Genomic DNA, 23,789 nt, shown 5'->3' with positions numbered 1-23,789 from the left:
AACTATTGTCAGTACAACTGATTGTAAGAACTCGAAATCGTCCTTTGGGACTATTGCATGAACCATACGTAGTCAGAGCAAACTGTCTGCAGATGATTCTTGATAATGATAGTACATCCAAACATTAAATAGACAAATAATATGAACTAAGAAATTATCATTATGGAGAACAAACAACAACGCCCCCTCTTTCTGGGGTTCTCCTCGCAAAAGGGAGGAGTCGGAAAAAGTACGCTTGCCGAAATCATAAGTAGCATCCTTTTCTATGAGAAGGATGTCAATCTCTTCGTGATGGACTGCGACTTGTCGCAGGATTCCTTTCACAAACTCAGGGAGCGCGAGAAGAGAGTCATTCAGGAAAACGAGGAACTGTCAAAGTCGATGGAAGCGTATTTTCAGGCATTCGGTAAAAAAGCATACAGAATTTACAAGTCCGCTCCCGGCGATGCAATCAAAACCGCCCGTAACTATATTGAGAGACTCCACGACGAGGAGTTTCAAGTGGTCGTGTTCGACTTCCCCGGTCATGCAGGGACCTCTGAGTTGATGGAGCTGTCCCTTCAGATGGACTATATTCTTTCTCCGATTGAAGCCGACATTCAGTCGCTGGTTTCATGTCTGGCATACGCCAAGACCATCACGGACATCGGAGTTTCGATGTCTGATTCCCGGATAAAGGACATCATACTGTTTTGGAACAAGGTGGACAGAAGAGTAAAGAACGTCATCATCGATGAATACACTAAGTTCATCAACGAGCAACAAATCACGCTCCTGCCCAGCTATGTATATGCCATGCACCGCTTCTCCCACGAACTTTCCACATACGGGCTGCGAGGAGTGTTTCGCTCCACCTATCAGCCTCCCGTAAAGGGATTGAGGATTGGCACAGGAGTGGACGAACTTGTCTCCGACCTGACACGACGTCTCAAACTAAAAACGACATCAGAAAATGGCAACGATTGAGGAAAGAAAGCAGCAGCTGGAAAGCAAGCTGAAGAAAATGGCAGAGGACAATGTCGTTGTGGAACCTGCAACGACTCCCAACTCTTTCGATCCGCCAGAAGCCGCGCCTTTGCCTGAAACATCACGAGAGGAGGGGAAACACCCGAAAGAGGCAAAGACCACAAAAGAGGAATATGTTGATGAAGCCGAGGGGGAAACCGTGGAGACAAGGGATAGGGAGTTGAAAAGAGAAAAGAAGCCGAGAATGGAAAAGCCCGACAGGGCACCTCTTTCCATTGAGGACTACCGTTCCCTGTACTTTCATCCCGTCCGTTCCCAAATGCGGACAGCCTTTTCCATTAATCTGGAAACGCTGCAAAATCTGCGCAACGTGTTACAGGATTTGGGGGAGCGTGTTTCCATAGCCGCATATATAGACAACATTCTTCGGGAACACCTGCGTGAACATCTGGAACTGCTCAACAGTGCGGCTGCAAAGCAAAGACGCAAGACAACCATAACATTATAAAACATAGAATCATGACAACGACTAACGTAATTATCCTATCGCTCGTGTTTTTCAACATTGCCGTCACAGTGGCATTCTGCTCTTATGTAATGGTGTTATATCAAAAAACAAAGAGACCGATGAATGACACGACACAGGCTTGTGATACAGACGACTTGCTATCGCTCCATAAGCCGGCAAACCATGTGGAGAACGATGGAAGGGGAAATACCATCCGAGATAATTTTCGTACCCCAATATCGGTCCCAAAGCCACAGGAAGACGCATGGCATCTTTATGAATCCATGTATTTCAAGCCTACACCCCAGAGTGCAAAGTCAGGCTTTACCATCAATCGGGAGATACTTCAGATGCTGCGCAATGTCCTTTGGGAAACAAAGTCGGATGCGACCCTTACTGCCTATATCGAGAATATTCTCACATGGCATCTCCGTGCCAATGAGGACTTGTTGAACGAAGCTGCTTCGGCATGTAAGCGATACAAAACATTGAACTTATGATGGAGACGATACTTTTCTCTTTTATACTGCTGCTCATAGCCGTATGGCTATTACTCGGCATACTGTATTTCTATATGCGGTTCGTGTCTCCTCTCGATATTGTAAAAATGTCCCGAAAGGAATATGGGCAATCTAAGGAAAAGGGGGTGAAAGTACATGAAAAAGAAGCAGGGACAGAGTTTGAACTTGTCGGTAGAAGTCGTCCGTTTTCCCTTTCCATCCCGCAAGTTCCTGCATCTTCCCCATCCGAAAATCCAGAGCAGAATATCAATAATTTTGCACAGGAAATCTCCGAGAATACCGAACTTCAGAAAGAAAAGGACAACGAGATGGAGGTTAGCTACGAGATGGAAAAAGAGGACGAAAACGAGGTTGCTCGCGAGGAACTGAGCCTGCCCATTGAATCCGCCCCTGAAGATGGCGAGGTATCCAGTCAATATATCCTCGCACGTGACTTAGGTCGTATGAGAAACTGGCGAAAGAACAGCGAAGAGGTAGATGATGCCGAAGTCAAGCAATTTGTCGGGCAACTTAAAGGCACGGACTTTATGGAGAAGTACAAGGAGTATGTCGCCAAGATGCAGGGTGAGCAGTCCATTCTGCTGAATAAGATCCGAAGAGTAGAGGAAGGAGAAGAACTGTCCTCAATTGACACTTCCAGTAAAGAGCCTTCTGACAATATGAAGACGGTAGCTGATGATATGGGAGACCGTCCACTGTCATACTATCTGTAAGACTAATGTTTTTGTTCATATCTGGAGTGATGCGGGGGTGGCTCAAAAAGTAAAACAATCAACCAATATCTGTCATACGATAAAACCGAGCCGCCCCTTACCACCTCCACCAAAAAGAAGACAATTCGTTTAATAACTTAAAATAAAAGAACAATGAACAACAGAAAGAAAATCACAATGATGCTGCTCCTGATGGCTGCCGCCACCGCAGGAGCCTACGCACAGGGCAACGGCATGGCGGGTATCAACGAAGCCACCAAGATGGTAACATCCTACTTTGACCCGGGTACAAAACTCATCTATGCCATCGGTGCCGTGGTGGGCTTGATTGGAGGAATAAAAGTCTATAACAAGTTCTCTAGTGGCGCCCCCGACACGAGCAAGACCGCCGCCTCTTGGTTCGGTGCGTGTATCTTCCTCATCGTGGCAGCAACCATCCTGCGTTCCTTCTTCCTGTAACAATGGCTGAGTGGGAAATCAACAAGGGTATAGGTCGGACGGTGGAATTCAAGGGTTTGAAGGCGCAGTACCTCTTCCTCTTTGCGGGAGGCTTGCTTGCCGTCTTCATCCTCGTGGTCGTGCTCTATCTCTGCGGCATCAGTCAGATTGCCTGTCTGGTCATAGGCGTAGTGGGTGCCACCCTCGTGGTGTGGCAAACGTTCTCCATGAACCGAAAGTACGGGCAGTATGGGCTGATGAAGCAGGGGGCGGTGCGTATGCACCCACGCTACCTTGTGAACCGCCGGACGGTCTTTCACCTTATCCGTAACCTTCAACCCAAAAGAAAGAAGCAATGAGAAACAACAGTAAGATAACGACCTTGGAATCGAAATTCCCGCTGCTCTCCGTCGAGCAGGGGTGCATGGTGAGCAAGGATGCGGACATCACGGTGGCTTTCCGTGTGGAGCTTCCCGAACTCTTTACCGTTACCTCCACCGAGTACGAGGCGATACACTCGGCTTGGCACAAGGCCATCAAGGTGCTGCCCGATTACAGTATCGTACATAAGCAGGATTGGTTCATCAAGGAGGACTATCAAGGTAAACTCTCCGAGGGTGGATTGAGTTTCCTTGCCCGTGCATCGGAGAGACACTTTAATGAGCGCCCTTACCTGCACCACAGCGTTTACCTGTTCCTGACCAAAACCAACAAACAGCGCATGGCACAGCAGAGCAACTTTTCTGCGCTCTGCCGTGGACACCTGCTGCCCAAGGAAATTACCAATAAGGACGAGGTCATGAAGTTCATGGAAGCCGTCGATCAGTTCGAGCGTATCATCAACGAGACGGAGCAGATAAGGATTACCCGCATGACGGAAGAAGAATTGGTAGGCACAAAGGAAAAAGGCGGTTTGCTTGACCGTTATTTCTCCCTCTCGGAAGAAGGACACGCCTCGCTGGAGGACATCCGCCTGGGTGCCGACCTTGTGCGTGTGGGCGACAATATGCTTTGTCTGCACACGCTCTCAGACACGGACGACCTGCCGACCACGGTCAGTACGGACAGTCGGTATGAACGGCTCTCCACCGACCGAAGCGACTGCCGTCTGTCCTTTGCCGCTCCCGTGGGCCTGATGCTGCCGTGCAACCATATCTATAACCAGTACATCTTCATCGAGGACAGCGACGCCAATCTTGAACGCTTCGAAAGGCAGGCAAGGAACATGCACTCGCTGGCACGTTATTCCCGTTCCAATCAGATTAACGAGGAGTGGATACAGGAGTATCTCAACATCGCCCACTCACAAGGGCTGACCTCCATCCGTGCGCATTTCAATGTGCTGGCATGGAGCAGCGACAAGGAGGAACTGCGCACTGTCAAGAATGACGTAGGCAGTGCCCTTGCCCTGATGGAGTGCCGACCACGCCACAACACCATTGACGCGGCAACGCTCTATTGGGCGGGTATTCCCGGCAATGCAGCCGATTTCCCTGCGGAAGAGTCGTTCTATACCTTCATCGAGCCGGCTCTCTGCTTCTTCACCGCTGAGACGAACTACAAGGACTCGCTCTCTCCCTTCGGGATCAAGATGGCTGACCGTCTTTCGGGAAAGCCTATTCATTTGGATATTTCCGACCTGCCGATGAAAAAGGGAGTGATTACCAACCGCAACAAGTTCATTCTCGGTCCTTCGGGCAGTGGCAAGAGTTTCTTCACCAACCACATGGTACGCCAGTATTACGAGCAGGGGGCGCACGTCCTCTTGGTCGATACGGGTAACTCATATCAGGGCTTGTGTGAGCTTATCCACCGCAAGACCAAGGGAGAAGATGGGGTGTACTTCACCTATACGGACGAAAGCCCCATTTCTTTCAATCCATTCTACACGGACGATTATGTCTTCGATGTAGAGAAGCGAGAAAGCATCTGCACGCTCTTATTGACCCTCTGGAAGAGTGCCGACGAGCATATCACCAAGACAGAAGCAGGCGAACTCGGTTCTGCCGTGGGTGCCTATATCGAACTGATCAGGACGGATCGTACCGTCGTTCCCTGCTTCAATACCTTTTACGAGTATCTGAGGGATGTCTATCGGGAGGATATGCGGAAGCGGGACATCGAGGTAACGCTCTCGGACTTTAATATTAACAACCTTTTAACGACGCTCAAGCAATATTATAAAGGTGGTCGTTACGATTTCCTCTTGAACTCGGACAAGAACATCGACCTGCTCTCCAAACGCTTTATTGTCTTTGAGATTGACCAAGTGAAGGACAACAAAGACCTGTTCCCCGTAGTCACGATTATCATCATGGAAGCCTTCATCAACAAGATGCGACGCTTGAAAGGTATCCGAAAGATGATACTCATTGAGGAAGCGTGGAAGGCGATTGCCTCGGCAAACATGGCGGACTATATAAAATATCTCTACAAGACCGTCAGAAAGTATTTCGGCGAGGCTATTGTCGTGACTCAGGAGGTGGACGACATCATCCAGTCACCCATCGTCAAGGAGAGCATCATCAACAACTCCGACTGCAAGATACTGCTCGACCAGCGCAAATATATGACCAAGTTCGACGGCATACAGGCGATGCTCGGCTTGTCGGAAAAGGAAAAGAGCCAAATCCTCTCCATCAACCAGAACAACGACCCGAACCGACTTTACAAGGAAGTATGGATTGGCTTGGGTGGTATGCAGAGTGCCGTCTATGCCACGGAAGTGAGCATGGAGGAATACCTGACCTATACCACCGAGGAAACAGAAAAGGTGGAGGTGATGGACAAGGCTGCACAGCTCGGTGGCGACATCGAGACGGCTATCCGCCAGCTTGCCAAAGAGAAAAGAAATCAATGAAAGTTTAACCGCGTAATACAATAAGCTTGAAAATATGACATCATATCCTCGAAAATATGACGTCATCTTTCAAGAAAACAGACGTCATATTTTCCCAAGCGAGTCAAGCGGCATTGTATCCACGCAAAAATCAATTTGCAAAATGAAAAAGAAAGTTTTAATGCTGATGATGAGTGCCGTTCTTTTTATGAATGGCAAAGCCCACGCACAGTGGACGGTCTATGATCCGGGCAACTTCGCCGGCAACATTGCCAATACGGTGAAGGAGATTGCCACCGCCTCGAAGACAGTAAAAAATACCTTGGACGGATTCAAGGAGGTGGAGAAACTCTACAACGACACCAAGAAGTATTACGATGCCTTGAAGAAGGTGAACAACCTCATCGGTGATGCCTACAAGGTCAAGGAGTGCATCCTCATGGTGGGCGACATCTCGGAGATTTACGTTACCTCCTATAAGAAAATGCTCTCGGACAGGAACTTCCGTCCTTCCGAGCTTGCTGCGATGGCTTCGGGCTACACCAAGCTATTGGAGCAGAGCGGTGAGAGTCTGAAGGAACTCAAGTCCGTTGCCAAGTCGGGCGTGTTTTCCATGAACGACCACGAGCGCATGCAGGCGATTGACCGCATCTATACAACACTGCGCGAATACCGCTCGCTCGTGTCGTACTACACAAGGAAGAACATCTCCGTGAGCTATGTCCGTGCGAGGGAGAAGAATGACCTCGCCTCCGTCAAGGCGCTCTACGGCAACACGGCAAGCAGGTATTGGTAATTCCATAGGCTGACGTAACAGAAACAACATTCACCAAACAGATTCGCTTATGGATTTTGCCAGTTTACACGAGCTTTTACGCTCCACCTATGACGAGATGATGCCGCTATGCTCAGAGATGACGGGTATTGCCAAGGGGATAGCGGGCTTGGGCGCACTCTTCTACATCGCCCTTCGGGTGTGGGCTTCCATCGCCCGTGCCGAGGCAATCGACGTGTTCCCGCTGCTCCGTCCCTTTGTCTTGGGCTTCTGCATCATGTTCTTCCCGACTATCGTGCTGGGAACGATGAACGCCGTGCTCTCGCCCGTGGTACAGGGTACGGAGATGATGGTACACAAGCAGGAGAGCAGCTTGGCGGAGCTGACTGCCAAGAGAAACAAGTTGCAGGAGGAAGCCTATCTCAAAAATCCTGAGACTGCCTATCTTGTATCGAACGAGAAATTCGACCAGAAGATAGAGGAGATGGGCATCATCGGTCCGGAGGATGCCGTGACGATTGCGGGGATGTACGCCGAGCGTGCCGCCTATCAGACCAAGCAATGGTTCATGAAACTCGTCCACGACCTGATGGAACTGCTGTTCCATGCCTCTGGGCTTATCATCGACACGCTGCGCACCTTTATCCTTATCGTCCTTTCGATACTCGGTCCCGTCGTCTTCGGCATTGCCGTGTGGGACGGGCTTTCGGGTTCGCTCACGGCTTGGTTCTCACGGTATATCTCGGTCTATCTATGGTTGCCTGTCAGCAGTATTCTCACGGCACTTCTTACCAAGATACAGACGCTGATGGTTCAGAAGGACATCGAGGCACTCAGCGACCCGAACTACCTGCCCGATTCGGGGACGTGGTACTACATCGTCTTCTTCCTCATCGGCATCGTGGGTTACTTCTGTGTGCCGACCGTGGCAGGCTGGATTATCGAAGCCGGAGGCGGTATCGGCTCCTACGGTCGCAATGTCAACCAGACCGCACAGCGTGGCGCACAAGGTGCATACACGGGCGGCAAGTACCTGGCAGGTGGGGCAGGTGCAGCCATCGGCAACGTGGGCGGACGTATCAAGGGCAGGCTGTTCAAGGGAAAATAGGAATCAGAAAATAAATAAAATGAAAATTGAACTATGGAATTCAAATCACTCACCAATATCGAAACCTCATTCAGGCAGATACGGCTCTACGCCTTTGTCTTCGCCATCGTGTGCGTGGCAGTGAGCGGTTATGCCGTCTATGCCTCATACAGCTTCGCCAAGGAGCAACGGGAGAAAATCTATGTGCTCGACCAAGGCAAGTCGCTCATGCTTGCCCTCAGTCAGGATGCAAGCAGGAACCGCCCCGTGGAGGCCCGTGAGCATGTGCGTCGCTTTCACGAACTGTTCTTCACCATTGCGCCCGACAAGGATGCCATAGAGAAGAACATGGAGCGTGCCTTCCTGCTGTGCGACAAGTCGGCTTTCAACTACTACAAGGACTTGGCGGAGAAAGGGTACTACAACCGTGCCATATCGGGCAATGTCAATCAGCGCATAGAGGTGGACTCCATCCGTTGCAACTTCAACGCTTATCCTTACGAGGTAACGACCTATGCCCGGATGTTCATCGTCCGTCAGAGCAACGTCACGGAGCGAAGTCTTGTCACGACCTGCACACTGCAGAACTCTGTCCGCTCGGACAACAATCCGCAAGGTTTTCTTATGGAGCAGTTCCTTGTAAGACAGAACCAGGACATTCAAACCTATAAACGATAAGGCTATGGCAAGGAAAGGAAACCATCTGCTCTCTCGCCACTACCTGAGGCTGCACCTTTGGCTCCGCCATCGGTGCGAGAGGCTCACGATAAGACAGCGCAAGGCTGTCGTCTATGGGCTGAGTTTTGTCTATCTCATCTGCTGTCTTTGGATGATAGCACAGTTTTTCCTGCCTCAGAAGGATAGACTGTCTATACCAAAGGGAAGACTTCTGGATAGTCCCATTCGGACGGACAGCACCTTGCACGAGTTACAGGGCAATTATTACCTACAATATCATCAAACAATCAATGAAAATGGATAATAAACAGAAAGAACAAATGAAGAAAGGCTTGGTCTTCGGAGGACTGGGACTGCTCTTCGCCCTCTCGATGTGGTTCATCTTCGCCCCGTCGGGCAAGGACAAGACCGCTGCCGAGCAAGGCTTGAACGACAGCATCCCGCAGGCTACGACCGAAAAACTCACGGAGAACAAGCTCAAAGCCTATGAACTGGGCAACAAAGCTGAACAGGAGGAGCAGACCCGCGAGGAGATGGGGAGACTGTCCGACTACTTCACCGAAAATACGACTCCAACGGAAACGGAACGTGCCGAAACAGCCGCTTCCACGGCAAAGATAGAAAGCTCCATGCGACGCTATGAGGAGAACAACCGTCTGCTTAATTCCTTTTACGCTCCCGATCCACACGAGGAGGAACGTGAGGCAATGAGACAGGAGATTGACAACCTCAAAAAGGAATTGTCCCAACAGAGCTACAAGGAAGAGGATGAGGAGAAACGACAGCTTGCCCTGATGGAAAAGAGTTATCAGATGGCAGCGAAGTATCTGCCGGGTACATCTGCCAAACTACCGTCCTTGGGCAATGCCTTTTCGGACGGGAAGGACAATGAAATACCATCCAATGATGCCGAGAGAAATCAGACCGCATCAACCGGTACGCCCGCAATGGAGGTCCTGGCAGAACGAAGGCAGGTGGTGTCCTCACTCAGTCAGCCGATGAGCGATGCGGACTTTATTGCAGAGTATGGCACGAAGGCACGCAACATGGGCTTCCATTCGCTCACGAGTACGGCTGCTCCCACGATACGCAACACGCTCAAAGTGGTGGTAGACAGGACAACCACGCTCAAGGAGGGCGACAATGTGGTACTCCGCCTGCTGGAGACTGCCAAGGTGCAGGGACTGCATATTCCACGGCAGAGCCGACTGATTGCATCTGCCAAGATTGAGGGCAACCGTATGCGACTGCTTATCAAAAGTATTGAGGTGGACGGTCATATCATAGCCGTCAAACTCTCGGCTTACGACACGGACGGACAGGAGGGTGTGTATATCCCCGGTTCGGAGGACTTGGGCGCGCTCAAAGAGGTCGGGGCGAACATTGGTGGCTCGATGGGGACATCATTCACCTTCGCTTCCTCCGCCAAGGACCAGATTATCTCCGAGGCGGCTCGTGGTGTGATGCAGGGAGCGAGCCAACTTCTTCAGAAGAAACTGCGTACCGTCAAGGTAACGCTCAAAGGAGGCTACCGCCTTTTCTTGGTGCAGACCAAATAAACAATCAAGAATGAGAAGTAAAACAATAACATCAAATCAACAGCAACAATGAAGAAACTTATTTTATCAATGGCTTTGCTCGCTACGATGGGAGCGACAGCCACTGCACAAGACATCAACAACGGCACACCGCTTATGCCTAATCGTCCTCTCTCTTCGGGCGAACTCTTTCAAGGCATGAGCCGTGCCATTCCTAATGGGCGTGTCGTCCTGCCTTACGGTTTGGACGTTACCTTCGACAAGACCGTGCATCTCATCTTCCCCTCTGCCGTTCGCTATGTGGACTTGGGTTCACAGAACATCATTGCAGGTAAGGCGGAGGATGCGGAGAACGTACTGCGCGTGAAGGCTGCCGTCAAGGACTTTGAAACGGAGACCAATATGAGCGTTATTTGCGAAGACGGCTCGTTTTACGCCTTTAACGTAAAATATGCCGACGAGCCGGAGAAGCTCAGCGTGGAGATGAAAGATTTTCTCTCTACAACAGAAGGACGATTGCCGAGCAACCGTGCCGACATCTATTTCAAGGAACTCGGCAACGAGTCGCCCGTCTTGGTAAAGCTGATGATGCAGACCATCTATCAGAATGACAAACGCACCATCAAGCATATCGGTACGCAGCAGTTCGGCATGAAGTTCCTGCTCCGTGGCTTGTATGCCCATAACGGCTTGCTGTATTTCCACACTCGTATGGAAAACGGCACGAACATGCCGTACTCGGTCGATTTCATCACGTTCAAGGTAGTGGATAAGAAGGTGGCAAAGCGCACCGCCATACAGGAACAGGTACTTCAGCCCCTGCGTGCCTACCATCAGGTGATGCAGGTAAAGGGTAAGGATAGCGAGCATTCCGTGTTTGTGTTGGAACAGTTTGCTCTCTCGGAGGACAAGCAATTAGAGGTAACGCTCTACGAGCGAAACGGAGGGTGCACGCTGACCTTTTATGTCGAGCAGGAAGACCTGTTGCTCGCCAAGAAGATTGACAACCTCAAACTCAAATGGTAGGTGCTATGAAGAAGAAACTCATTTTATCGGTTTGCGTGGCGGTGGCAATGACTTTCAGTCTGCCATCGCACGCCCAACGGCTGATACCCAAACAGAAAGGAATGGAAGTCATGGGCAGCGTTCCCCTTATCAAAGGAGAAAAGTTCTTTGCCAAGGATAACTTCGGTGTTGGGGTATCGCTTACCCGTTACTTGAAACGAGAGAACTACTCCTTTGTAGGAGTTGAGTATGAACAGCAGAATATGCCGTATAGGGATTATGGCGTAAAGCTCAAAGATGCGCTTTTGCAGGTGGGCTATATGCACCCGATACTCTCCGACAATGGCAAGAACGTGTTTCTTTATGCTGGCATATCCGCATTGGGCGGTTACGAGGAATTGAATGAGGACAAGAAGCTGCTGCCCGATGGGGCTACGTTGTTCGACCGCTCACGCTTTGTCTATGGTGGTGCCGTGCATGGCTCGGTGGAGGTGTTCCTCACGGACAGACTTCTGTTTCTCGTCAAGGCACAAGGGCGTTTCCTCTTTGGAACGGACATACATCATTTCCGTCCTGCACTCTCGGCAGGGCTTAGGTTTAATTTTTAAGCAAGAAGAAAAATGAAAAAGAAGATTTTAAGTTCGATATGGGTAATGGGCGTGCTTGCCCTTTCCGTGTTTTGTCTATCTGCTTGTGATAGGGAGCTAGATGTGGAGCAGTCTTATCCGTTCACCATCGAGACGATGCCCGTTCAGAAAGACATCATCAAGGGACAGACGGCAGAGATACGCTGCACCCTCAAACGAGGGGGCGAATTTGCCGACACACACTACACTATCCGCTACTTCCAGCCCGACGGCAAGGGAACATTGAAGATGGACAACGGCACGGTATTCAAGCCCAACGACCGCTATCCGCTCACCAAGGATGTGTTCCGCCTGTATTACACCTCGCTCTCCACCGACCGCCAGACGATTGACGTGTACGTGGAGGACAGTTTCGGTAAGATGCAGCAGCTGACCTTCAGTTTCAATAATGAAAAAGCAGAGGACAAAGGAAAAGTCCGCCACAGTAGTAACCAAAGCCTTGAACGATGCGAACGGCTAAACGCTTTGCCTTATTCCCTATATTATGGTTGTTCCGTATATGAAAAATAAACTCTCTTAGCAGAAAGTTCTCGCCTTTTATTGCATTTATGAAATAAAATCACTATCTTTGCGATAATTCATCAACCCCTTAAAGTAATGGCTTATGATTAAGTATGTAATCCAAGCGAAGAAGAATCCGCTTAAAAAGAACGAAGTGAAGTATTATCCGCAGATGGCACCGACCACACCGATGACACTTGCGCAGATAGTAAAGCGTGTGGAGAAGCGTTCCACGGTTTCGAGTGCCGACGTGAAAGCCGTCTTGGATGCGCTGCAATACGAGGTCATAGAGGCTTTGGAGGCAGGCAACACCGTGCGGCTCGGCGACTTGGGCTCGTTCCGCCTGACGCTGAAATCGCAGGGCGTGGAGACGGCAGCCGAAGCCAAGAAGAAGGGCGCACAGCTCATCAAGCAGGTGAATGTGCAGTTCACCAAGAGTACGACGATGCGCGACACGCTCGATGTCCGCCTTCTCGACTTTGCTCCTCAGGAAGACATCGTCAATGCTTCCGACGATTCTTCCGGAACGAGTGGCGGAGAAGAGAATCTTCCATAGGACAGACATTGTTTCGGTGCGTGGAGCACTATTGTTTCACGCACCGTTTCCGTTGTTTTTACTGGGCAAAAATGTACTTCCATAACTCGTTGATAATCAGGTGTTATAAAAGTAAGGAAATTGTCTTATAAGAGAATTAAAATTGTCCTATAAGAGAATTTGAAAAGTCTTATAAGACAATTTTGAGAAGAATATAGGTAACACTCTTATTTTTAGGATAAATTCTTATTTGAAAGATATTAGGTAACTATTGAAATAAAGTATAATATGGCTATAATTGACATTGTAAAATATGAACAACAGGAAGGTGTCATAGTCCACAAGTTCCCTTCGTGTGATTTACGGTGGGGATCACAACTCGTTGTTTATCCCGGGCAAGTAGCATTCTTTGTTAAAGGTGGTTCTGTATGTGATAAGTTCACAGATGGTACTTATACGCTGAAAACCAACAATATTCCACTACTGAACAAGATTGTCAACTTACCATTTGGTAGTGATTCCCCATTTCAGGCTGACGTTTGGTTTGTTAACCTGCTTCAGCATTTGAGCCTTAAATGGGGTACAGAAACGCCAATACAACTTGAAGATCCTAAATATGATATTATAGTTCCTGTTCGTGCCCATGGACAGTATGGATTCAAAATAAGAGATCCAGAAAAATTTCTATTTACCCTTATTGGCAATATGCCCAATTTCAACGAGGAACAGTTGCAAAGATATTTTCGTGGCTTACTCTTGACAAAACTAACTAGTATTATTTCTCAGAAAATAGTTATTGATCGAATCTCTGTATTGGAAATACCAACACGCCTGCAAGAGATTTCAGCATATTGTCAAAAAGAACTGTTGCCGTTCTTTGCTGAATATGGTGTTGAAATAATGCTGTTCAATATCATCTCAATTAACATACCAGAGGACGACTCCAGCTTGAATGAAATAAAAAGAGCCAAAAATCTCTCAGCAAGGCTGAAGATTACTGGTCACGAAAACTATAAGATGGAACGTTCTTTCGATGTGATGGATAAGGCTGCGGAAAACGAGAGTGGCACTGGCGCGGCATTCATCAATGCAGGATTAGGACTAGGTGCATCGCTTAATATGGGTAAGCAAATGGGGGATTCGTTGACGCCCAACAAGGGTAATGTCCCACCTCCAATACCAATAAGTGTCTCATATTTCCTTGCTATTGATGGTAAGCAAAAAGGTCCCTATAATGAACAGCAGATAAAGGAAGCAATAGTACAAGATTCTAACGTCTTAAATCTGTTAGCATGGAAGAAAGGTATGACCGACTGGCTGCCTCTGAATACATTTTCAGAGTTTACAGCATTAGACAACAATGATTGTCCTCCTCCAATTCCTGTGTAAACAATAGAACAAGTATTAAACATAAAGAATAAAAGCATGAAAGCATTACAATGTGAAATGTGTGGCAGCCAAGACTTGGTAAAAGACGGTGGTGTTTTTGTTTGCCAGTCGTGCGGTACAAAATATACCGTAGAAGAAGCCAAGAAAATGATGGTTGAAGGAACCGTCGATGTAAAAGGTACTGTAAAAGTTGACACTTCAGACGAACTAAAAAACCTTTATGAAATCGCTCGTAGAGCCAAGGACGCTGATAACAGCGAAAATGCGACCAAGTACTACGACATGATACTCATTAAGGATCCTAGCAGCTGGGAGGCAAACTATTATGTCGTTTATTTCAAATCAATGGGGTGTAAGATTGCTGAGATTTGGTCTGCCGCTTCTGATATGGCAAACTGCCAATCGTCAGTAATACAACTCATAAAAGATAATGAGAATGATGAGATTCTACAAAAGGCGGCGTTGACAGAGATTTCGTTAAGAAACACTATGATTTCCTCTATGTTGTTTAATGCTGCAAAGAATCACTATGAAGGCATTGATTCTAGTATTCAACACAATTATATCCAAGAGTATTGTAACAATGCAGCTGCATCAGCACAGATAATGTATAACTTTGGTGATGAAGTAGAGACAAAGTTTGAGAGTAAATATTCAGATATTTCGATTCAAGGCTGGAAGGGTGGCATTGGTATTCATAAAGAATATGTAAAATATCTCCAGGACAAAACTGGAAACATCAATATCATCAACTCATACGGTGACAAAATAAGGAAGTATGATTCCTCATATGTAAATCCCAATGTTGATACATCTGCCTGCTATATCGCAACTGCCGTTTATGGCTCATATGACTGTCCAGAGGTTTGGACGCTTCGTCGATTTAGAGACTTCACCCTTGACGAAACGTGGTATGGAAGTTTGTTTATAAAAGCTTATTATTCAATAAGTCCTACATTCGTTAAGCATTTTGGCAACATTAAGATTTTCAAATCACAAGGAAAGAAATTGCTTGACAGATGGGTTGCTATGCTCAATCGCAAAGGTTATGAGAATACCCCATATAAAGATAAGTATTAAAATGCTCATTCACACGCACTAAGTTTTTATTTTACATACAGAGGGCATATACATAGTTATTGAAGAGTGAGGGTGTGTCATAATGGACACATCCTCACTCTTTATCTCTTTTCCCTCCTTTTCAGCTAATTCTCCCTTAAGCTATTCCAAACTCTATTTTTCTTTATATCTAACTCCACAAAAACACCATTCCACCTTTCTATATTATCACTATCCAGTAAGTTGGATAACTATCACCAAAAGGTATTGAGTATAACTGCTGTCATAGCCCGTACGTTGAGATACTCGGCTATTGTCCGTGTGAAATGTTCTGTTCCTTTCATAGTCGTATATGTTTTGATGTTGTTAATACTTGGGAATTTGGCTTTCACTTCGTCCGCCGATTTACAATTCCACAATCTGATTGATGCGTCCATATAGGTAGGCTCTTAGGCTTGTTCTGTCGGGTGCGTAATACTCTGGCCACCTTCCATACTGACTGACAATGTATTTTTTCAGCACATCGAAAAAGTAAAATCGCCAACCTTGCAAGGGAACGGCTGTACGGAAGTAGGTGTTTGAGTTCACCGCTTCGCAAAGCCAGTCCTTTTCCTCACGGCTCATACGCTCGCCACGATTGAGTTTCGCACGCAGGAGGTACACCTTGCTGTTTGAAAGGCTCTCCAATGGGTTCACGTCCCATTGCACGAACTTGGTTGCCAACACTTGCTCACTTTGTCCAACCACAGAGTTAATGCGGTAATGAGAGGAGGAGCTATATCCTTTTTTCTTCATCGAAGATGTTATGTTTACTTTCTGCTTATCCATAGCGACATTTTTTTTATGCGTCCAAAGATCGGAGTATGCTGATTCCTTTTTGTAGCAATACACGAGGTAGCGGGGGAAGGCTTGCACAAGGTTTTGGCGAAAAATACTACCCGCAGGGATGGAGATTTTTCAGACAAACCGAAGGCATCGACCTTGGGAAAGCCACAATACCCCGTACTACCTTTGCGGATAAAAAGGGAACAGCCCGTCTTGCGACATCGCATATTGTGGAGCCGTGGAAGAGAAGCGAAAGTGCAACGCCTGAAATGGAAAACAAAAAAGGTGGCTATCTGCAAAAAGCGAGATAACCACCTCATGAAATAGTGTGAAAGTTTTATAGGAGCGTGCTTCTCAAAGCACGCAGATCAGTATGGCGCAGAGTATCGCCAGCCAGAAAAGAAAGTTCAGAAGTGTAAATGTCACTTTCAGGATTACCCGGACTATAAAGCGCAGGATCAGAAAACTTGCAATGACTGACACGGCAGTTACGACTTGCGGCGTTACCATCTTTGAGATAAGGTAAACTGCACCGATGACAAGGGAAAGCAGAAGGACGGGTTCGATGAAGCGTGTCCAACCGAAGCGGCGGACTTGCTTGGGAGAAGTAGGCTGCTGCCTGTTCCTGTCGGTCTTGTTCGATGCGTCTGCCTTGATGAAGGCAGGTGTGTGAACGTCTTGATTCATGATGATTGTATTCATAATCGGGGCTTTTAATAGTTCAAGAGCGATAACAAGATGCGCAGACTACACAAAGGCAAGTGTTTGCAGAACTCTTGGCGTGTGGAGTGGAGCGTGTATCTTGGCTCTTGACACTACAAAAGCTCCCGATGGTGTTATTTCAAGTTATGTTCTCACCGTCTATCGTTGGCAGACCATTGACCTCGATGAGCAGAACGATTGTCCCTGTCAGTTCGGTGTAAAGTTTCTCATACTCCGGACTTGTGCCGAAGTCGTCCGTAAGATCATATTTGCCGAAAACGCTTTGTACAGCCTTGTTCTTCAGAAGTATCGGGGAAAGCCTTTCGGGGAGTGGGGAGGGAAGTTCCTTCTCAAACTCATTCTCCAGCACGGAAACAAGCGTATCGTACTTGGAGAAATGCAGTCCTCGATGCAGCACCTCGCTTGCCATTGTCTCCGCTTCGGGATGCGAGAATCCTTGTGCCACTGCATCGCAGTAAGTGGTAAGGGCATCATCGGCTCTTGCCGTTATGAATGGTTTGTCACTCAGCATTTCAGGGAAATGCTCACTGAGGTAGTTCTCCAACTTCAGACGGAAGAAGGAAAGTTCTTTCTTTGTCGTTTCCATAATTTTTTTATTTTAGGGTTATACATTATTTGTTATCGGATTCCCATTGCCTTGTTGAACTTGCCGAGTTTGTCGGCGAGTTGCTCCATGTCATGCTCTATCTTTTTATTCGTAATTCGGGCATATATTTGTGTGGTCTTGATATTGGTATGCCCCAGCATCTTCGACACGCTTTCCATCGGAACGCCCTTGCTCAGTGACATTGTGGCGAATGTATGGCGGGCAAGATGGAAGGTCAGATTCTTCTTGATGCCACAAATATCGGCAATTTCCTTCAAATATGCGTTGGTTTTCTGATTCGTTAATATGGGAAACAGTTTGCCGTCCCGATAGGTCTTGTGGCTGTACTTGGCGATGATACTCTTGGGTATATCCAGCAAGAGTACATTTGTCTCCACGCTGGTCTTCTGTCTTTTGGTCATAATCCACTGCTTGTCATCGAGCGTAACGATGTTGTCTGGTGTGAGATTGGCTACATCTATATATGCCAGTCCCGTGAAGCAGGAGAATATGAAAACGTCCCTTACCAGTTCCAAGCGGTGGATGTCCAATTCCTTGTTGGCTATTTTCATGATTTCCTCGTCCGTGAGAAAGCCGCGATTGACAGGCTCCAGGTGAAAACGGTGATTGAGGAAGGGGTCGTGAAGAAGATAACCACGTTTTTGCGCATAGATGGTTACGGTCTTGAGTGCCTTCATTTTTTTGACCGATGTATTGTAAGCGCAGCCTGCCACCGTGCTTAGATACAACTCAAAATCCTGTACCACGGATGGCGTAAACTCTGTAAGTCCTATATCCTTTCTTCCATATTTATGGATAAGGAACTCTGAGAAATGTCTTCTCAAAACACTGTATTTCTGAAGGCTGTCCTTGCTGATGGTATGTCCTACACGCTGTCTGACATCTTCGTTGAACCTGTCGAATACAGGGAGAAAAGTTGTATACTCCCTGTCTTTCCCCACAAAAAACGAGCGGATTTTCTCCAATGACAGGGAGGGGTCGTCCTCAAATTTGTGATAGATGTTATTCAGTGTAGCAGAAATAGAGTCCAATGCGGCATTGGCGGATAAGGCTTCAGCCGTCCGGCCTTTGAGCCGGCTTGTGGCATTGTTCCATACAGTCTTGTCCACGAAGATTTTCGTAGATCCGAAATTAGCCATCTCTCCGTTAAGGAATACCCGGAGCATTACAGGCGACTTTCCTTCTTTGTTCTCATAGTTTGAGCGTAGGTAGAAGGACACCTTGAAATTTGTTCTCATAATGCATCTTTCTTTTGTGTAGCACTCGGCTGCAAAGTTAATACTTAATACGTTGAAAAAGAAAGAGTTGATGCCGTCAATATGGTATTCAGAATACCGTCACTGCTACATTTTTTGCTGCTGCAATTTTTGTGTAGCAGTATGTGTAGCAGAAATTGACCGAAAGATGACCGTCAAAACATAGGGTTATGCCGTCAGGCAATGGAGGTATATACAAAGAAAAAATCGTTGTAAAACCTTGATTTTACAACGATTATCTGCTTTTTGAAGGCTGTTTTGACGACCTTTGTGAAGTCCTTCTGAAGCCTATCAGCGGAGAGAGAGGCTCTTTCTCTTGAACCTTCAAATAGTATCATAAATGTTCAATCTGTTGTATAATAGAGATTTATACAGAATGTTAATAAAATAAGATTTCATGGAAAATCTTTGGTAATATCAAAATTTGGGTGTAATTTTGGGTGCAGAAATCTATACACCCAAAAGCATGAACATCAAACGAAACATTATCTTCACGTTGGAAAGTAGGAAGAAGGACGGTGTTCTCATTGTTGAGAATGTGCCTATCCGTATGCGTGTCAATTTCGCTTCCAAGCGGATTGAGTTCACGACAGGCTATCGCATCGATGCTGCCAAGTGGGATGCAGATAAGCAACGTGTAAAGAATGGTTGTAGCAACAAACTGAAACAATCGGCTTCTGAAATCAATGCTTCACTCTTGGGCTACTATACAGAAATACAGGACATCTTCAAGAAGTTTGAAGTGGAAGAAATAATGCCCACACAGGAACAAATAAAAGAGGCATTCAATGCGCTGCACAAACCTATTGAGGAAGAAGTCAAACCGAGAAAATCAATGCCTAACACTTTTTACAAAGTGTTTGATGAATTTGTGCGAGATTGTGGACGGCAAAATGATTGGACGGATTCCACCTACGAGAAGTTTGCTGCGGTGAAAAATCATCTGATGAACTTTCGAGATGAACTTACATTTGATTTCTTTGATGAGAGGGGGCTGAATAATTATGTTACTTATCTCCGTGATGTAAAGGAAATGCGTAATTCTACCATAGGCAAGCAACTTAGTTTCTTGAAATGGTTTTTACGCTGGGCATTCAAGAAAGGTGTGCATCAGAACAATGCCTATGACAGCTATAAGCCCAAACTTAAAAGTACACAGAAGAAAATCATTTTCCTCACATGGGAGGAACTGAACAAACTCCGAGAGTTCGAAATACCTACTACCAAGCAAGCCTTAGACCGAGTGCGTGATGTTTTTCTATTTCAATGCTTCACAGGTTTGCGTTATTCCGACGTGTTCAATCTTCGCAGAAGTGATATAAAGGGCGGCCACATAGAGGTTACAACTATCAAGACTTCTGATAGTTTGATTATCGAACTGAACAACCACAGCAAAGCGATACTTGACAAATACAAGGACGTGGCATTTGAAGATGATAAGGTGTTGCCTATCATTACCAATCAGAAAATGAATGATTATCTCAAAGAACTGGCAGAATTGGCAGGTATCGATGAACCAGTACGCCAAACTTATTACAGAGGTAATGAGCGCATTGATGAGGTTACCCCAAAGTATGCCCTACTCGGCACACATGCTGGTCGTAGAACATTCATCTGTAATGCCCTTGCATTGGGAATTCCTCCGCAAGTTGTGATGAAATGGACAGGGCATAGTGATTACAAGGCTATGAAGCCATACATAGACATTGCAGACGACATCAAAGCGAATGCCATGAGTAAATTCAATCAGTTATAACGCTAAAACGATATGAGCCAAGAAATAAATAAAACAGATCACCAAGATTTAAATCCCGTTGTACGAGCCATCGGTACTGATCTTGAGCATACACAAGTACGCTTAATAGCCTCTGCAAACGCAGACATGCTTTTCCACTATTGGAAAGTGGGACATTTTATTCTCTATCTCCAAAAGAAAGAAGGTTGGGGAAGCAAAGTGATTGACAACCTATCCAAGGCGATACGCTCAAAATATCCAGATAAGAAAGGGTATTCTCGCAGAAATATCTTCTATATGTGCCAGTTTGCCAGTGCTTATCCGTTGGAAGTGCTGAAAGAGATGGACAGGATAGATAGCTTACTTACAACTCCTACTGTAGAGAAGGTTTTAAGTCTGACAAACGAACTCAATCAAATTGTGCAACAACCTGTTGCACTAATTCAAGCCACAGAAAATCAATCGAATACAATTACGCAACAGCCTGTTGCACAATTAGAAGAAGTTACTGAAACATTGTCAGCAATCTATCACTGCGACATCAGTCAGATAGAGGAAATCTTCAAGCATTCTGCCATAGTTCGCACCAACTGGGCGAGCCATGTAATTCTGCTTAATAGTAAGCTTCCATTGGGCGAGTGCTATTGGTACATTTCGCAAGCAGTTGCTAATGGATGGAGTCGCAATGTTCTGCAGGTGCAGATTGAGACCAATCTTTTCGCTCGACAGGTCACGGCAAAGAAAGTGAGTAACTTCTCGGCACGATTGCCCAAACCGCAAAGCGACCTTGCCAACTATCTGATGAAAGACCCTTATATCTTTGATTTGATGGGGCAAACAGATAAAATGGCAGAACGAGACCTTGAACAACAATTGGTATCTCATATCACCAAATATCTTTTGGAAATGGGCAGTGGCTTTGCATTTGTGGCACAGCAGAAGCATTTTGAAGTAGGCGATTCTGATTTCTATGCCGACCTCATTCTCTATAACATCCAACTACATGCATACGTTGTTGTCGAACTCAAAGCCACACCTTTCAAGCCTGAATATATGGGGCAACTGAACTTTTACATCAATGTTGTAGATGACACCCTACGTGGCGAGCAAGACAATAAGACCATTGGCTTGCTCCTCTGCAATGGCGGAGATAAAGTGGTGGCACAATATGCTCTTTCTGGCTATGATCAACCTATTGGTGTCAGTGATTATCAACTGACAAAGGCTATACCTGATGATTTGAAGTCGGCTCTGCCTACGGTGGAAGAAGTTGAGGAAGAGTTGTCGAAGATAATAGAGCAAGATAGCGAAAGATGAAATATCTATATTCGTTAGCAATTAATCAAAAAGAGGATTAAAGGTTTAATTTTTTACTCAGTAGTAAACTATTAGTTTACCTACAAGCATAAAAACTAACTACTAAACGAAGACACTCCAAGAAACTATACTAAACAATTTCTTGGAGTGTTTGCTATTTTCTCAACTGCCTCTTAAGTTTTCTTTGTTCCTGTTTGATACGTTCTTGTTGCAACAACAACTCTGCTTGCCGTTGCAGGGCTTGTTCATAATCAATAACCTTCTGCTGCATTTGCTGGATGGCTTTGGGATTACGATGTGTGATAAAAATGCTGTCAAGGTAGTCAAAATCTTTTTTGGTGGCTTTGCCTTGCATGCGCAGATAGCGGTAGCGGAGGTCGTAATCAGAGGCTGTTTGCAGCTTGTTGGCTCCCATACCGAAGAACCAACAACTCACCATGACCAGCCCACAAACCAATAAAAGCAGCATACGCTCGGCTAATTGAATGCTTGCAAATAGCGAGTAGTTCTTATATTCTACAGGCTTTTGTTGCTTGCTGATGAGCTGGTGCAAAGCTTCAAACTTTGGGTCAAGCTTCTTACTCGACTCTGATAGTGCCTCCAAAACAAAAAGTTGGTGCTCCTTGATTTTGGCTAGCGTTTCTTTGGAAAGATGAATTTGCACGGTCTCTTGTGTTGTGGTACGCTCTGCATTTGTGTTAGCAGGTTGCTCTGCAAGCGTGGTACGCAGTTCTGCTTGCGCCTTAGTGATGACTTTACATTCTTGTTTAAGTTCTTCGAGCATATCGAGAACAGGTGCTATTTCGTTGTTCATACATTTGTCATTTTAAGGTGATTAAATTCTACGTTTGCGTTTAGCTCTATTTCGAAGTTTCTTTTGAAAGCGGAGTTCATCAACATCTACGCCTCCGCTTGGCATCGGCATCGTAAAGACTTCGCCAAGCGCATCAGATAAGTCACTTGCAAATCCGCTTTCATCTATCGAATGTGCCATCGACTCTCTCGAGCGATGCTGTTGCGCTTGCTGGATGTTTCGCTCTATCTCTGCATTGAGGCGCGAGAAAGAACAGGAACGGTCTATCTTTGACCCACTGAAACTGCAACCGTCTTTTTCAAAGATGATTCCTTGCACTACATTGGTATTGCCTTTCGTCTTGAAACGAGTGGCAATACTCTGTTGTTCTAAACCTGAGACAAAGTTTTTCCAGTTCAGCGATTGAGTTAATACTATTTTGATAGCATCGAATATCTCATAGCGCAACTTGTCTTCACCTCGCAGTCGGTGGCGATTTACCGTATTCTTCCCCTCTCCAATGGTCAAGCCATAGCGTTCAGTCAGCTCTCGGCAAATCTTTGTGGAACGGTATTTCTCATTGCGGTCGCTGATGGTCTTGCCATCATTGCCGATGCGGTTGATACAAATATGCAAGTGTGGATGCTGGCGGTCGCTGTGCCTTACGATAAGGCTCTGCGTGTCGCCATAGCCCATTTCATGAAGATATTCGTTGGCAATCTTCACCATTTTGTCATCTGTCAGTCGTGCTGAATCATGTGCTGAGAATGAAAGTATGGTATGACAAACTGGTTTCTGTACACTTGGACGCATAGAGGCTTGCAAGTTAAAGTCGTGTGCAACGTCATTTGGTAAAGAACTGCGCACTCCATTAGCTTGTAAGATCTTGGCTTTACCTTCACGCTTGCTAAGCATATAACTGATAACTCCACTAAAGCTTGTTCCTTTAATAATCTTGGCTATCATGGTTTCAAGCGTTTGATGAGTTCATGAATGAGGACTTTGAGTGCATTCAAGTCTTCATTGAGGGCATAAATGCCAAAGGCATTGAGTCGATGGGCTATCTGATTGAGATTGTTTGCCATACCTGAAACTGTGCGGATGAGTTGCATCTCTCCAGGTTTGATGCGTGCCTTAACCTCGGCTTTTGTAATGAGCCGACGTAAAAACTCAGTACGAGTGATAGAGGCTTCTCGTGCTTTGCCCTGCAAGGTGTAGTACTCCATCGTATTAAGCCGAAGAAGCACTTGGTATCTTCGTTTCTCTGATAAAGTCTTGGTGGGTCGCCCACCTTTATTCTTCTGTTCCATATTTTTATTTTTTGATGAGACCAA

The 23,789-nt window shown here is 46.3% G+C and carries 27 protein-coding genes and 2 pseudogenes; 21 read left to right on the top strand and 8 right to left on the bottom strand.

All coding sequences use genetic code 11. The annotated features are described in order from the left end of the window. Positions 1-162: 162 nt before the first annotated feature. The 18 genes and pseudogenes from P150_RS0103320 to P150_RS16800 all read left to right on the top strand — a co-directional run bounded on the left by P150_RS0103320 (position 163) and on the right by P150_RS16800 (position 15,220). Complete coding sequence (locus P150_RS0103320; RefSeq protein WP_028896470.1) at positions 163-966, top strand: division plane positioning ATPase MipZ; 804 nt, start codon at positions 163-165, stop codon at positions 964-966. Next, positions 953-1,474 (top strand): DUF3408 domain-containing protein, encoded by a 522-nt coding sequence (locus P150_RS0103315; protein WP_028896469.1) that lies wholly within the window; start codon positions 953-955, stop codon positions 1,472-1,474. The genes P150_RS0103320 and P150_RS0103315 overlap by 14 nt, the downstream gene beginning before the upstream one ends. Positions 1,475-1,593: 119 nt before the next feature. Then, positions 1,594-1,974, top strand: a complete 381-nt coding sequence (locus P150_RS0103310) for a DUF3408 domain-containing protein (RefSeq protein WP_231477568.1) — start codon at positions 1,594-1,596, stop codon at positions 1,972-1,974. Then, positions 1,971-2,708: a hypothetical protein gene (locus tag P150_RS0103305; RefSeq protein ID WP_028896467.1), complete on the top strand. Its 738-nt coding sequence runs from the start codon at positions 1,971-1,973 to the stop codon at positions 2,706-2,708. The genes P150_RS0103310 and P150_RS0103305 overlap by 4 nt, the downstream gene beginning before the upstream one ends. 153 nt (positions 2,709-2,861) lie before the next feature. Then, the gene (locus P150_RS0103300) at positions 2,862-3,167 is read left to right on the top strand and encodes a DUF4134 domain-containing protein (RefSeq protein WP_028896466.1); all 306 of its coding nucleotides are present in this window, start codon (positions 2,862-2,864) and stop codon (positions 3,165-3,167) included. A gap of 2 nt (positions 3,168-3,169) precedes the next feature. Further along, the gene (locus P150_RS0103295; protein ID WP_028896465.1) at positions 3,170-3,505 is read left to right on the top strand and encodes a DUF4133 domain-containing protein; all 336 of its coding nucleotides are present in this window, start codon (positions 3,170-3,172) and stop codon (positions 3,503-3,505) included. Then, positions 3,502-6,006: a TraG family conjugative transposon ATPase gene (locus tag P150_RS0103290; RefSeq protein WP_028896464.1), complete on the top strand. Its 2,505-nt coding sequence runs from the start codon at positions 3,502-3,504 to the stop codon at positions 6,004-6,006. Before P150_RS0103295 ends, P150_RS0103290 begins: the two co-directional genes overlap by 4 nt. 142 nt (positions 6,007-6,148) lie before the next feature. Further along, a complete protein-coding gene (locus P150_RS0103285; protein WP_028896463.1) occupies positions 6,149-6,781 on the top strand; it encodes a DUF4141 domain-containing protein in 633 nt (210 codons plus the stop codon). A gap of 49 nt (positions 6,782-6,830) precedes the next feature. Continuing rightward, on the top strand, positions 6,831-7,868 hold the full coding sequence (gene traJ, locus P150_RS0103280; RefSeq protein WP_028896462.1) for a conjugative transposon protein TraJ: 1,038 nt from the start codon (positions 6,831-6,833) through the stop codon (positions 7,866-7,868). A 33-nt stretch (positions 7,869-7,901) separates the two neighbouring features. Then, positions 7,902-8,525: a conjugative transposon protein TraK gene (gene traK / locus P150_RS0103275; protein ID WP_028896461.1), complete on the top strand. Its 624-nt coding sequence runs from the start codon at positions 7,902-7,904 to the stop codon at positions 8,523-8,525. A gap of 4 nt (positions 8,526-8,529) precedes the next feature. After that, positions 8,530-8,829: a hypothetical protein gene (locus P150_RS15825; protein WP_036932029.1), complete on the top strand. Its 300-nt coding sequence runs from the start codon at positions 8,530-8,532 to the stop codon at positions 8,827-8,829. Next, on the top strand, positions 8,822-10,084 hold the full coding sequence (gene traM / locus P150_RS0103270) for a conjugative transposon protein TraM (protein WP_028896460.1): 1,263 nt from the start codon (positions 8,822-8,824) through the stop codon (positions 10,082-10,084). The genes P150_RS15825 and traM overlap by 8 nt, the downstream gene beginning before the upstream one ends. 48 nt (positions 10,085-10,132) lie before the next feature. Next, entirely contained in the window at positions 10,133-11,089 is a 957-nt protein-coding gene (gene traN, locus P150_RS0103265) for a conjugative transposon protein TraN (protein WP_028896459.1), read from the top strand. Then, on the top strand, positions 11,083-11,676 hold the full coding sequence (locus P150_RS0103260) for a conjugal transfer protein TraO (protein WP_028896458.1): 594 nt from the start codon (positions 11,083-11,085) through the stop codon (positions 11,674-11,676). The genes traN and P150_RS0103260 overlap by 7 nt, the downstream gene beginning before the upstream one ends. A gap of 12 nt (positions 11,677-11,688) precedes the next feature. Beyond that, a pseudogene (locus P150_RS15820) lies at positions 11,689-12,175 on the top strand (DUF3872 domain-containing protein). Between the two features lie 144 nt (positions 12,176-12,319). Beyond that, complete coding sequence (locus P150_RS15815; RefSeq protein ID WP_051617516.1) at positions 12,320-12,772, top strand: HU family DNA-binding protein; 453 nt, start codon at positions 12,320-12,322, stop codon at positions 12,770-12,772. Between the two features lie 267 nt (positions 12,773-13,039). Then, on the top strand, positions 13,040-14,140 hold the full coding sequence (locus P150_RS15810) for an SPFH domain-containing protein (protein ID WP_051617514.1): 1,101 nt from the start codon (positions 13,040-13,042) through the stop codon (positions 14,138-14,140). Between the two features lie 36 nt (positions 14,141-14,176). Then, entirely contained in the window at positions 14,177-15,220 is a 1,044-nt protein-coding gene (locus P150_RS16800; RefSeq protein WP_155952911.1) for a TFIIB-type zinc finger domain-containing protein, read from the top strand. Between the two features lie 260 nt (positions 15,221-15,480). Here P150_RS16800 and P150_RS17910 read toward each other — a convergent pair. Further along, a pseudogene (locus tag P150_RS17910) lies at positions 15,481-15,543 on the bottom strand (PcfK-like protein); the annotation flags it as partial. 61 nt (positions 15,544-15,604) lie between these two features. Continuing rightward, positions 15,605-16,027, bottom strand: coding sequence for a hypothetical protein (locus P150_RS0103235; RefSeq protein ID WP_028896456.1), 423 nt, complete (start codon positions 16,025-16,027; stop codon positions 15,605-15,607). A 35-nt stretch (positions 16,028-16,062) separates the two neighbouring features. Between P150_RS0103235 and P150_RS17905 the strand changes: the two genes are divergently transcribed. Further along, positions 16,063-16,335: a hypothetical protein gene (locus tag P150_RS17905; protein ID WP_036932028.1), complete on the top strand. Its 273-nt coding sequence runs from the start codon at positions 16,063-16,065 to the stop codon at positions 16,333-16,335. Positions 16,336-16,378: 43 nt separating this feature from the next. On the opposite strand, the gene P150_RS0103225 is transcribed toward P150_RS17905, so the two are convergent. The 3 genes from P150_RS0103225 to P150_RS0103215 all read right to left on the bottom strand — a co-directional run bounded on the left by P150_RS0103225 (position 16,379) and on the right by P150_RS0103215 (position 18,592). Beyond that, positions 16,379-16,726 (bottom strand): hypothetical protein, encoded by a 348-nt coding sequence (locus tag P150_RS0103225; RefSeq protein WP_028896455.1) that lies wholly within the window; start codon positions 16,724-16,726, stop codon positions 16,379-16,381. A gap of 139 nt (positions 16,727-16,865) precedes the next feature. Next, positions 16,866-17,333 (bottom strand): DUF1896 domain-containing protein, encoded by a 468-nt coding sequence (locus tag P150_RS0103220; RefSeq protein ID WP_028896454.1) that lies wholly within the window; start codon positions 17,331-17,333, stop codon positions 16,866-16,868. A 32-nt stretch (positions 17,334-17,365) separates the two neighbouring features. Next, positions 17,366-18,592 carry a site-specific integrase gene (locus P150_RS0103215; RefSeq protein WP_028896453.1) on the bottom strand — a complete coding sequence of 409 codons (1,227 nt, stop codon included), beginning with the start codon at positions 18,590-18,592 and terminating at the stop codon, positions 17,366-17,368. Positions 18,593-19,076: 484 nt separating this feature from the next. Here P150_RS0103215 and P150_RS0103205 point away from each other — a divergent pair, with 484 nt between their 5' ends. Both P150_RS0103205 and P150_RS0103200 read left to right on the top strand, forming a co-directional pair. Then, positions 19,077-20,366 (top strand): site-specific integrase, encoded by a 1,290-nt coding sequence (locus P150_RS0103205; RefSeq protein ID WP_028896452.1) that lies wholly within the window; start codon positions 19,077-19,079, stop codon positions 20,364-20,366. 12 nt (positions 20,367-20,378) lie between these two features. Next, the gene (locus P150_RS0103200; protein ID WP_028896451.1) at positions 20,379-21,662 is read left to right on the top strand and encodes a YhcG family protein; all 1,284 of its coding nucleotides are present in this window, start codon (positions 20,379-20,381) and stop codon (positions 21,660-21,662) included. 154 nt (positions 21,663-21,816) lie between these two features. Here the strand turns inward: P150_RS0103200 and P150_RS0103195 are convergent, their stop codons facing one another. The 3 genes from P150_RS0103195 to mobC are packed head-to-tail and all read right to left on the bottom strand — an operon-like array spanning position 21,817 to position 23,765. Beyond that, positions 21,817-22,476: a hypothetical protein gene (locus tag P150_RS0103195; RefSeq protein WP_028896450.1), complete on the bottom strand. Its 660-nt coding sequence runs from the start codon at positions 22,474-22,476 to the stop codon at positions 21,817-21,819. Between the two features lie 21 nt (positions 22,477-22,497). After that, the gene (locus P150_RS0103190) at positions 22,498-23,421 is read right to left on the bottom strand and encodes a relaxase/mobilization nuclease domain-containing protein (protein WP_028896449.1); all 924 of its coding nucleotides are present in this window, start codon (positions 23,419-23,421) and stop codon (positions 22,498-22,500) included. Continuing rightward, positions 23,418-23,765 carry a plasmid mobilization relaxosome protein MobC gene (gene mobC, locus P150_RS0103185; RefSeq protein WP_028896448.1) on the bottom strand — a complete coding sequence of 116 codons (348 nt, stop codon included), beginning with the start codon at positions 23,763-23,765 and terminating at the stop codon, positions 23,418-23,420. Before mobC ends, P150_RS0103190 begins: the two co-directional genes overlap by 4 nt. Positions 23,766-23,789: the final 24 nt, after the last annotated feature.

This window comes from Prevotella sp. HUN102 (assembly GCF_000688375.1).
Taxonomy (GTDB): Bacteria; Bacteroidota; Bacteroidia; order Bacteroidales; family Bacteroidaceae; genus Prevotella.
Note: the sequence above shows the minus strand (reverse complement) of the source record. Positions and strands in the feature narration are given on the sequence as shown.

Coding starts and splice junctions, on each gene's coding strand:
- P150_RS0103235 (WP_028896456.1), bottom strand. CDS start 16,027: ATGGATAAGCAGAAAGTAAACATAACATCTTCGATGAAGAAAAAAGGA.
- P150_RS0103215 (WP_028896453.1), bottom strand. CDS start 18,592: ATGAGAACAAATTTCAAGGTGTCCTTCTACCTACGCTCAAACTATGAG.
- P150_RS0103290 (WP_028896464.1), top strand. CDS start 3,502: ATGAGAAACAACAGTAAGATAACGACCTTGGAATCGAAATTCCCGCTG.
- P150_RS0103190 (WP_028896449.1), bottom strand. CDS start 23,421: ATGATAGCCAAGATTATTAAAGGAACAAGCTTTAGTGGAGTTATCAGT.
- P150_RS0103205 (WP_028896452.1), top strand. CDS start 19,077: ATGAACATCAAACGAAACATTATCTTCACGTTGGAAAGTAGGAAGAAG.
- P150_RS0103200 (WP_028896451.1), top strand. CDS start 20,379: ATGAGCCAAGAAATAAATAAAACAGATCACCAAGATTTAAATCCCGTT.
- P150_RS0103220 (WP_028896454.1), bottom strand. CDS start 17,333: ATGGAAACGACAAAGAAAGAACTTTCCTTCTTCCGTCTGAAGTTGGAG.
- P150_RS0103225 (WP_028896455.1), bottom strand. CDS start 16,726: ATGAATACAATCATCATGAATCAAGACGTTCACACACCTGCCTTCATC.
- P150_RS16800 (WP_155952911.1), top strand. CDS start 14,177: ATGAAAGCATTACAATGTGAAATGTGTGGCAGCCAAGACTTGGTAAAA.
- P150_RS15815 (WP_051617516.1), top strand. CDS start 12,320: ATGATTAAGTATGTAATCCAAGCGAAGAAGAATCCGCTTAAAAAGAAC.
- P150_RS0103300 (WP_028896466.1), top strand. CDS start 2,862: ATGAACAACAGAAAGAAAATCACAATGATGCTGCTCCTGATGGCTGCC.
- P150_RS0103260 (WP_028896458.1), top strand. CDS start 11,083: ATGGTAGGTGCTATGAAGAAGAAACTCATTTTATCGGTTTGCGTGGCG.
- P150_RS0103295 (WP_028896465.1), top strand. CDS start 3,170: ATGGCTGAGTGGGAAATCAACAAGGGTATAGGTCGGACGGTGGAATTC.
- P150_RS17905 (WP_036932028.1), top strand. CDS start 16,063: ATGCTGATTCCTTTTTGTAGCAATACACGAGGTAGCGGGGGAAGGCTT.
- traM (WP_028896460.1), top strand. CDS start 8,822: ATGGATAATAAACAGAAAGAACAAATGAAGAAAGGCTTGGTCTTCGGA.
- P150_RS0103310 (WP_231477568.1), top strand. CDS start 1,594: ATGAATGACACGACACAGGCTTGTGATACAGACGACTTGCTATCGCTC.
- P150_RS15825 (WP_036932029.1), top strand. CDS start 8,530: ATGGCAAGGAAAGGAAACCATCTGCTCTCTCGCCACTACCTGAGGCTG.
- traN (WP_028896459.1), top strand. CDS start 10,133: ATGAAGAAACTTATTTTATCAATGGCTTTGCTCGCTACGATGGGAGCG.
- P150_RS0103315 (WP_028896469.1), top strand. CDS start 953: ATGGCAACGATTGAGGAAAGAAAGCAGCAGCTGGAAAGCAAGCTGAAG.
- P150_RS0103305 (WP_028896467.1), top strand. CDS start 1,971: ATGATGGAGACGATACTTTTCTCTTTTATACTGCTGCTCATAGCCGTA.
- mobC (WP_028896448.1), bottom strand. CDS start 23,765: ATGGAACAGAAGAATAAAGGTGGGCGACCCACCAAGACTTTATCAGAG.
- P150_RS15810 (WP_051617514.1), top strand. CDS start 13,040: ATGGCTATAATTGACATTGTAAAATATGAACAACAGGAAGGTGTCATA.
- P150_RS0103320 (WP_028896470.1), top strand. CDS start 163: ATGGAGAACAAACAACAACGCCCCCTCTTTCTGGGGTTCTCCTCGCAA.
- P150_RS0103285 (WP_028896463.1), top strand. CDS start 6,149: ATGAAAAAGAAAGTTTTAATGCTGATGATGAGTGCCGTTCTTTTTATG.
- P150_RS0103195 (WP_028896450.1), bottom strand. CDS start 22,476: ATGAACAACGAAATAGCACCTGTTCTCGATATGCTCGAAGAACTTAAA.
- traK (WP_028896461.1), top strand. CDS start 7,902: ATGGAATTCAAATCACTCACCAATATCGAAACCTCATTCAGGCAGATA.
- traJ (WP_028896462.1), top strand. CDS start 6,831: ATGGATTTTGCCAGTTTACACGAGCTTTTACGCTCCACCTATGACGAG.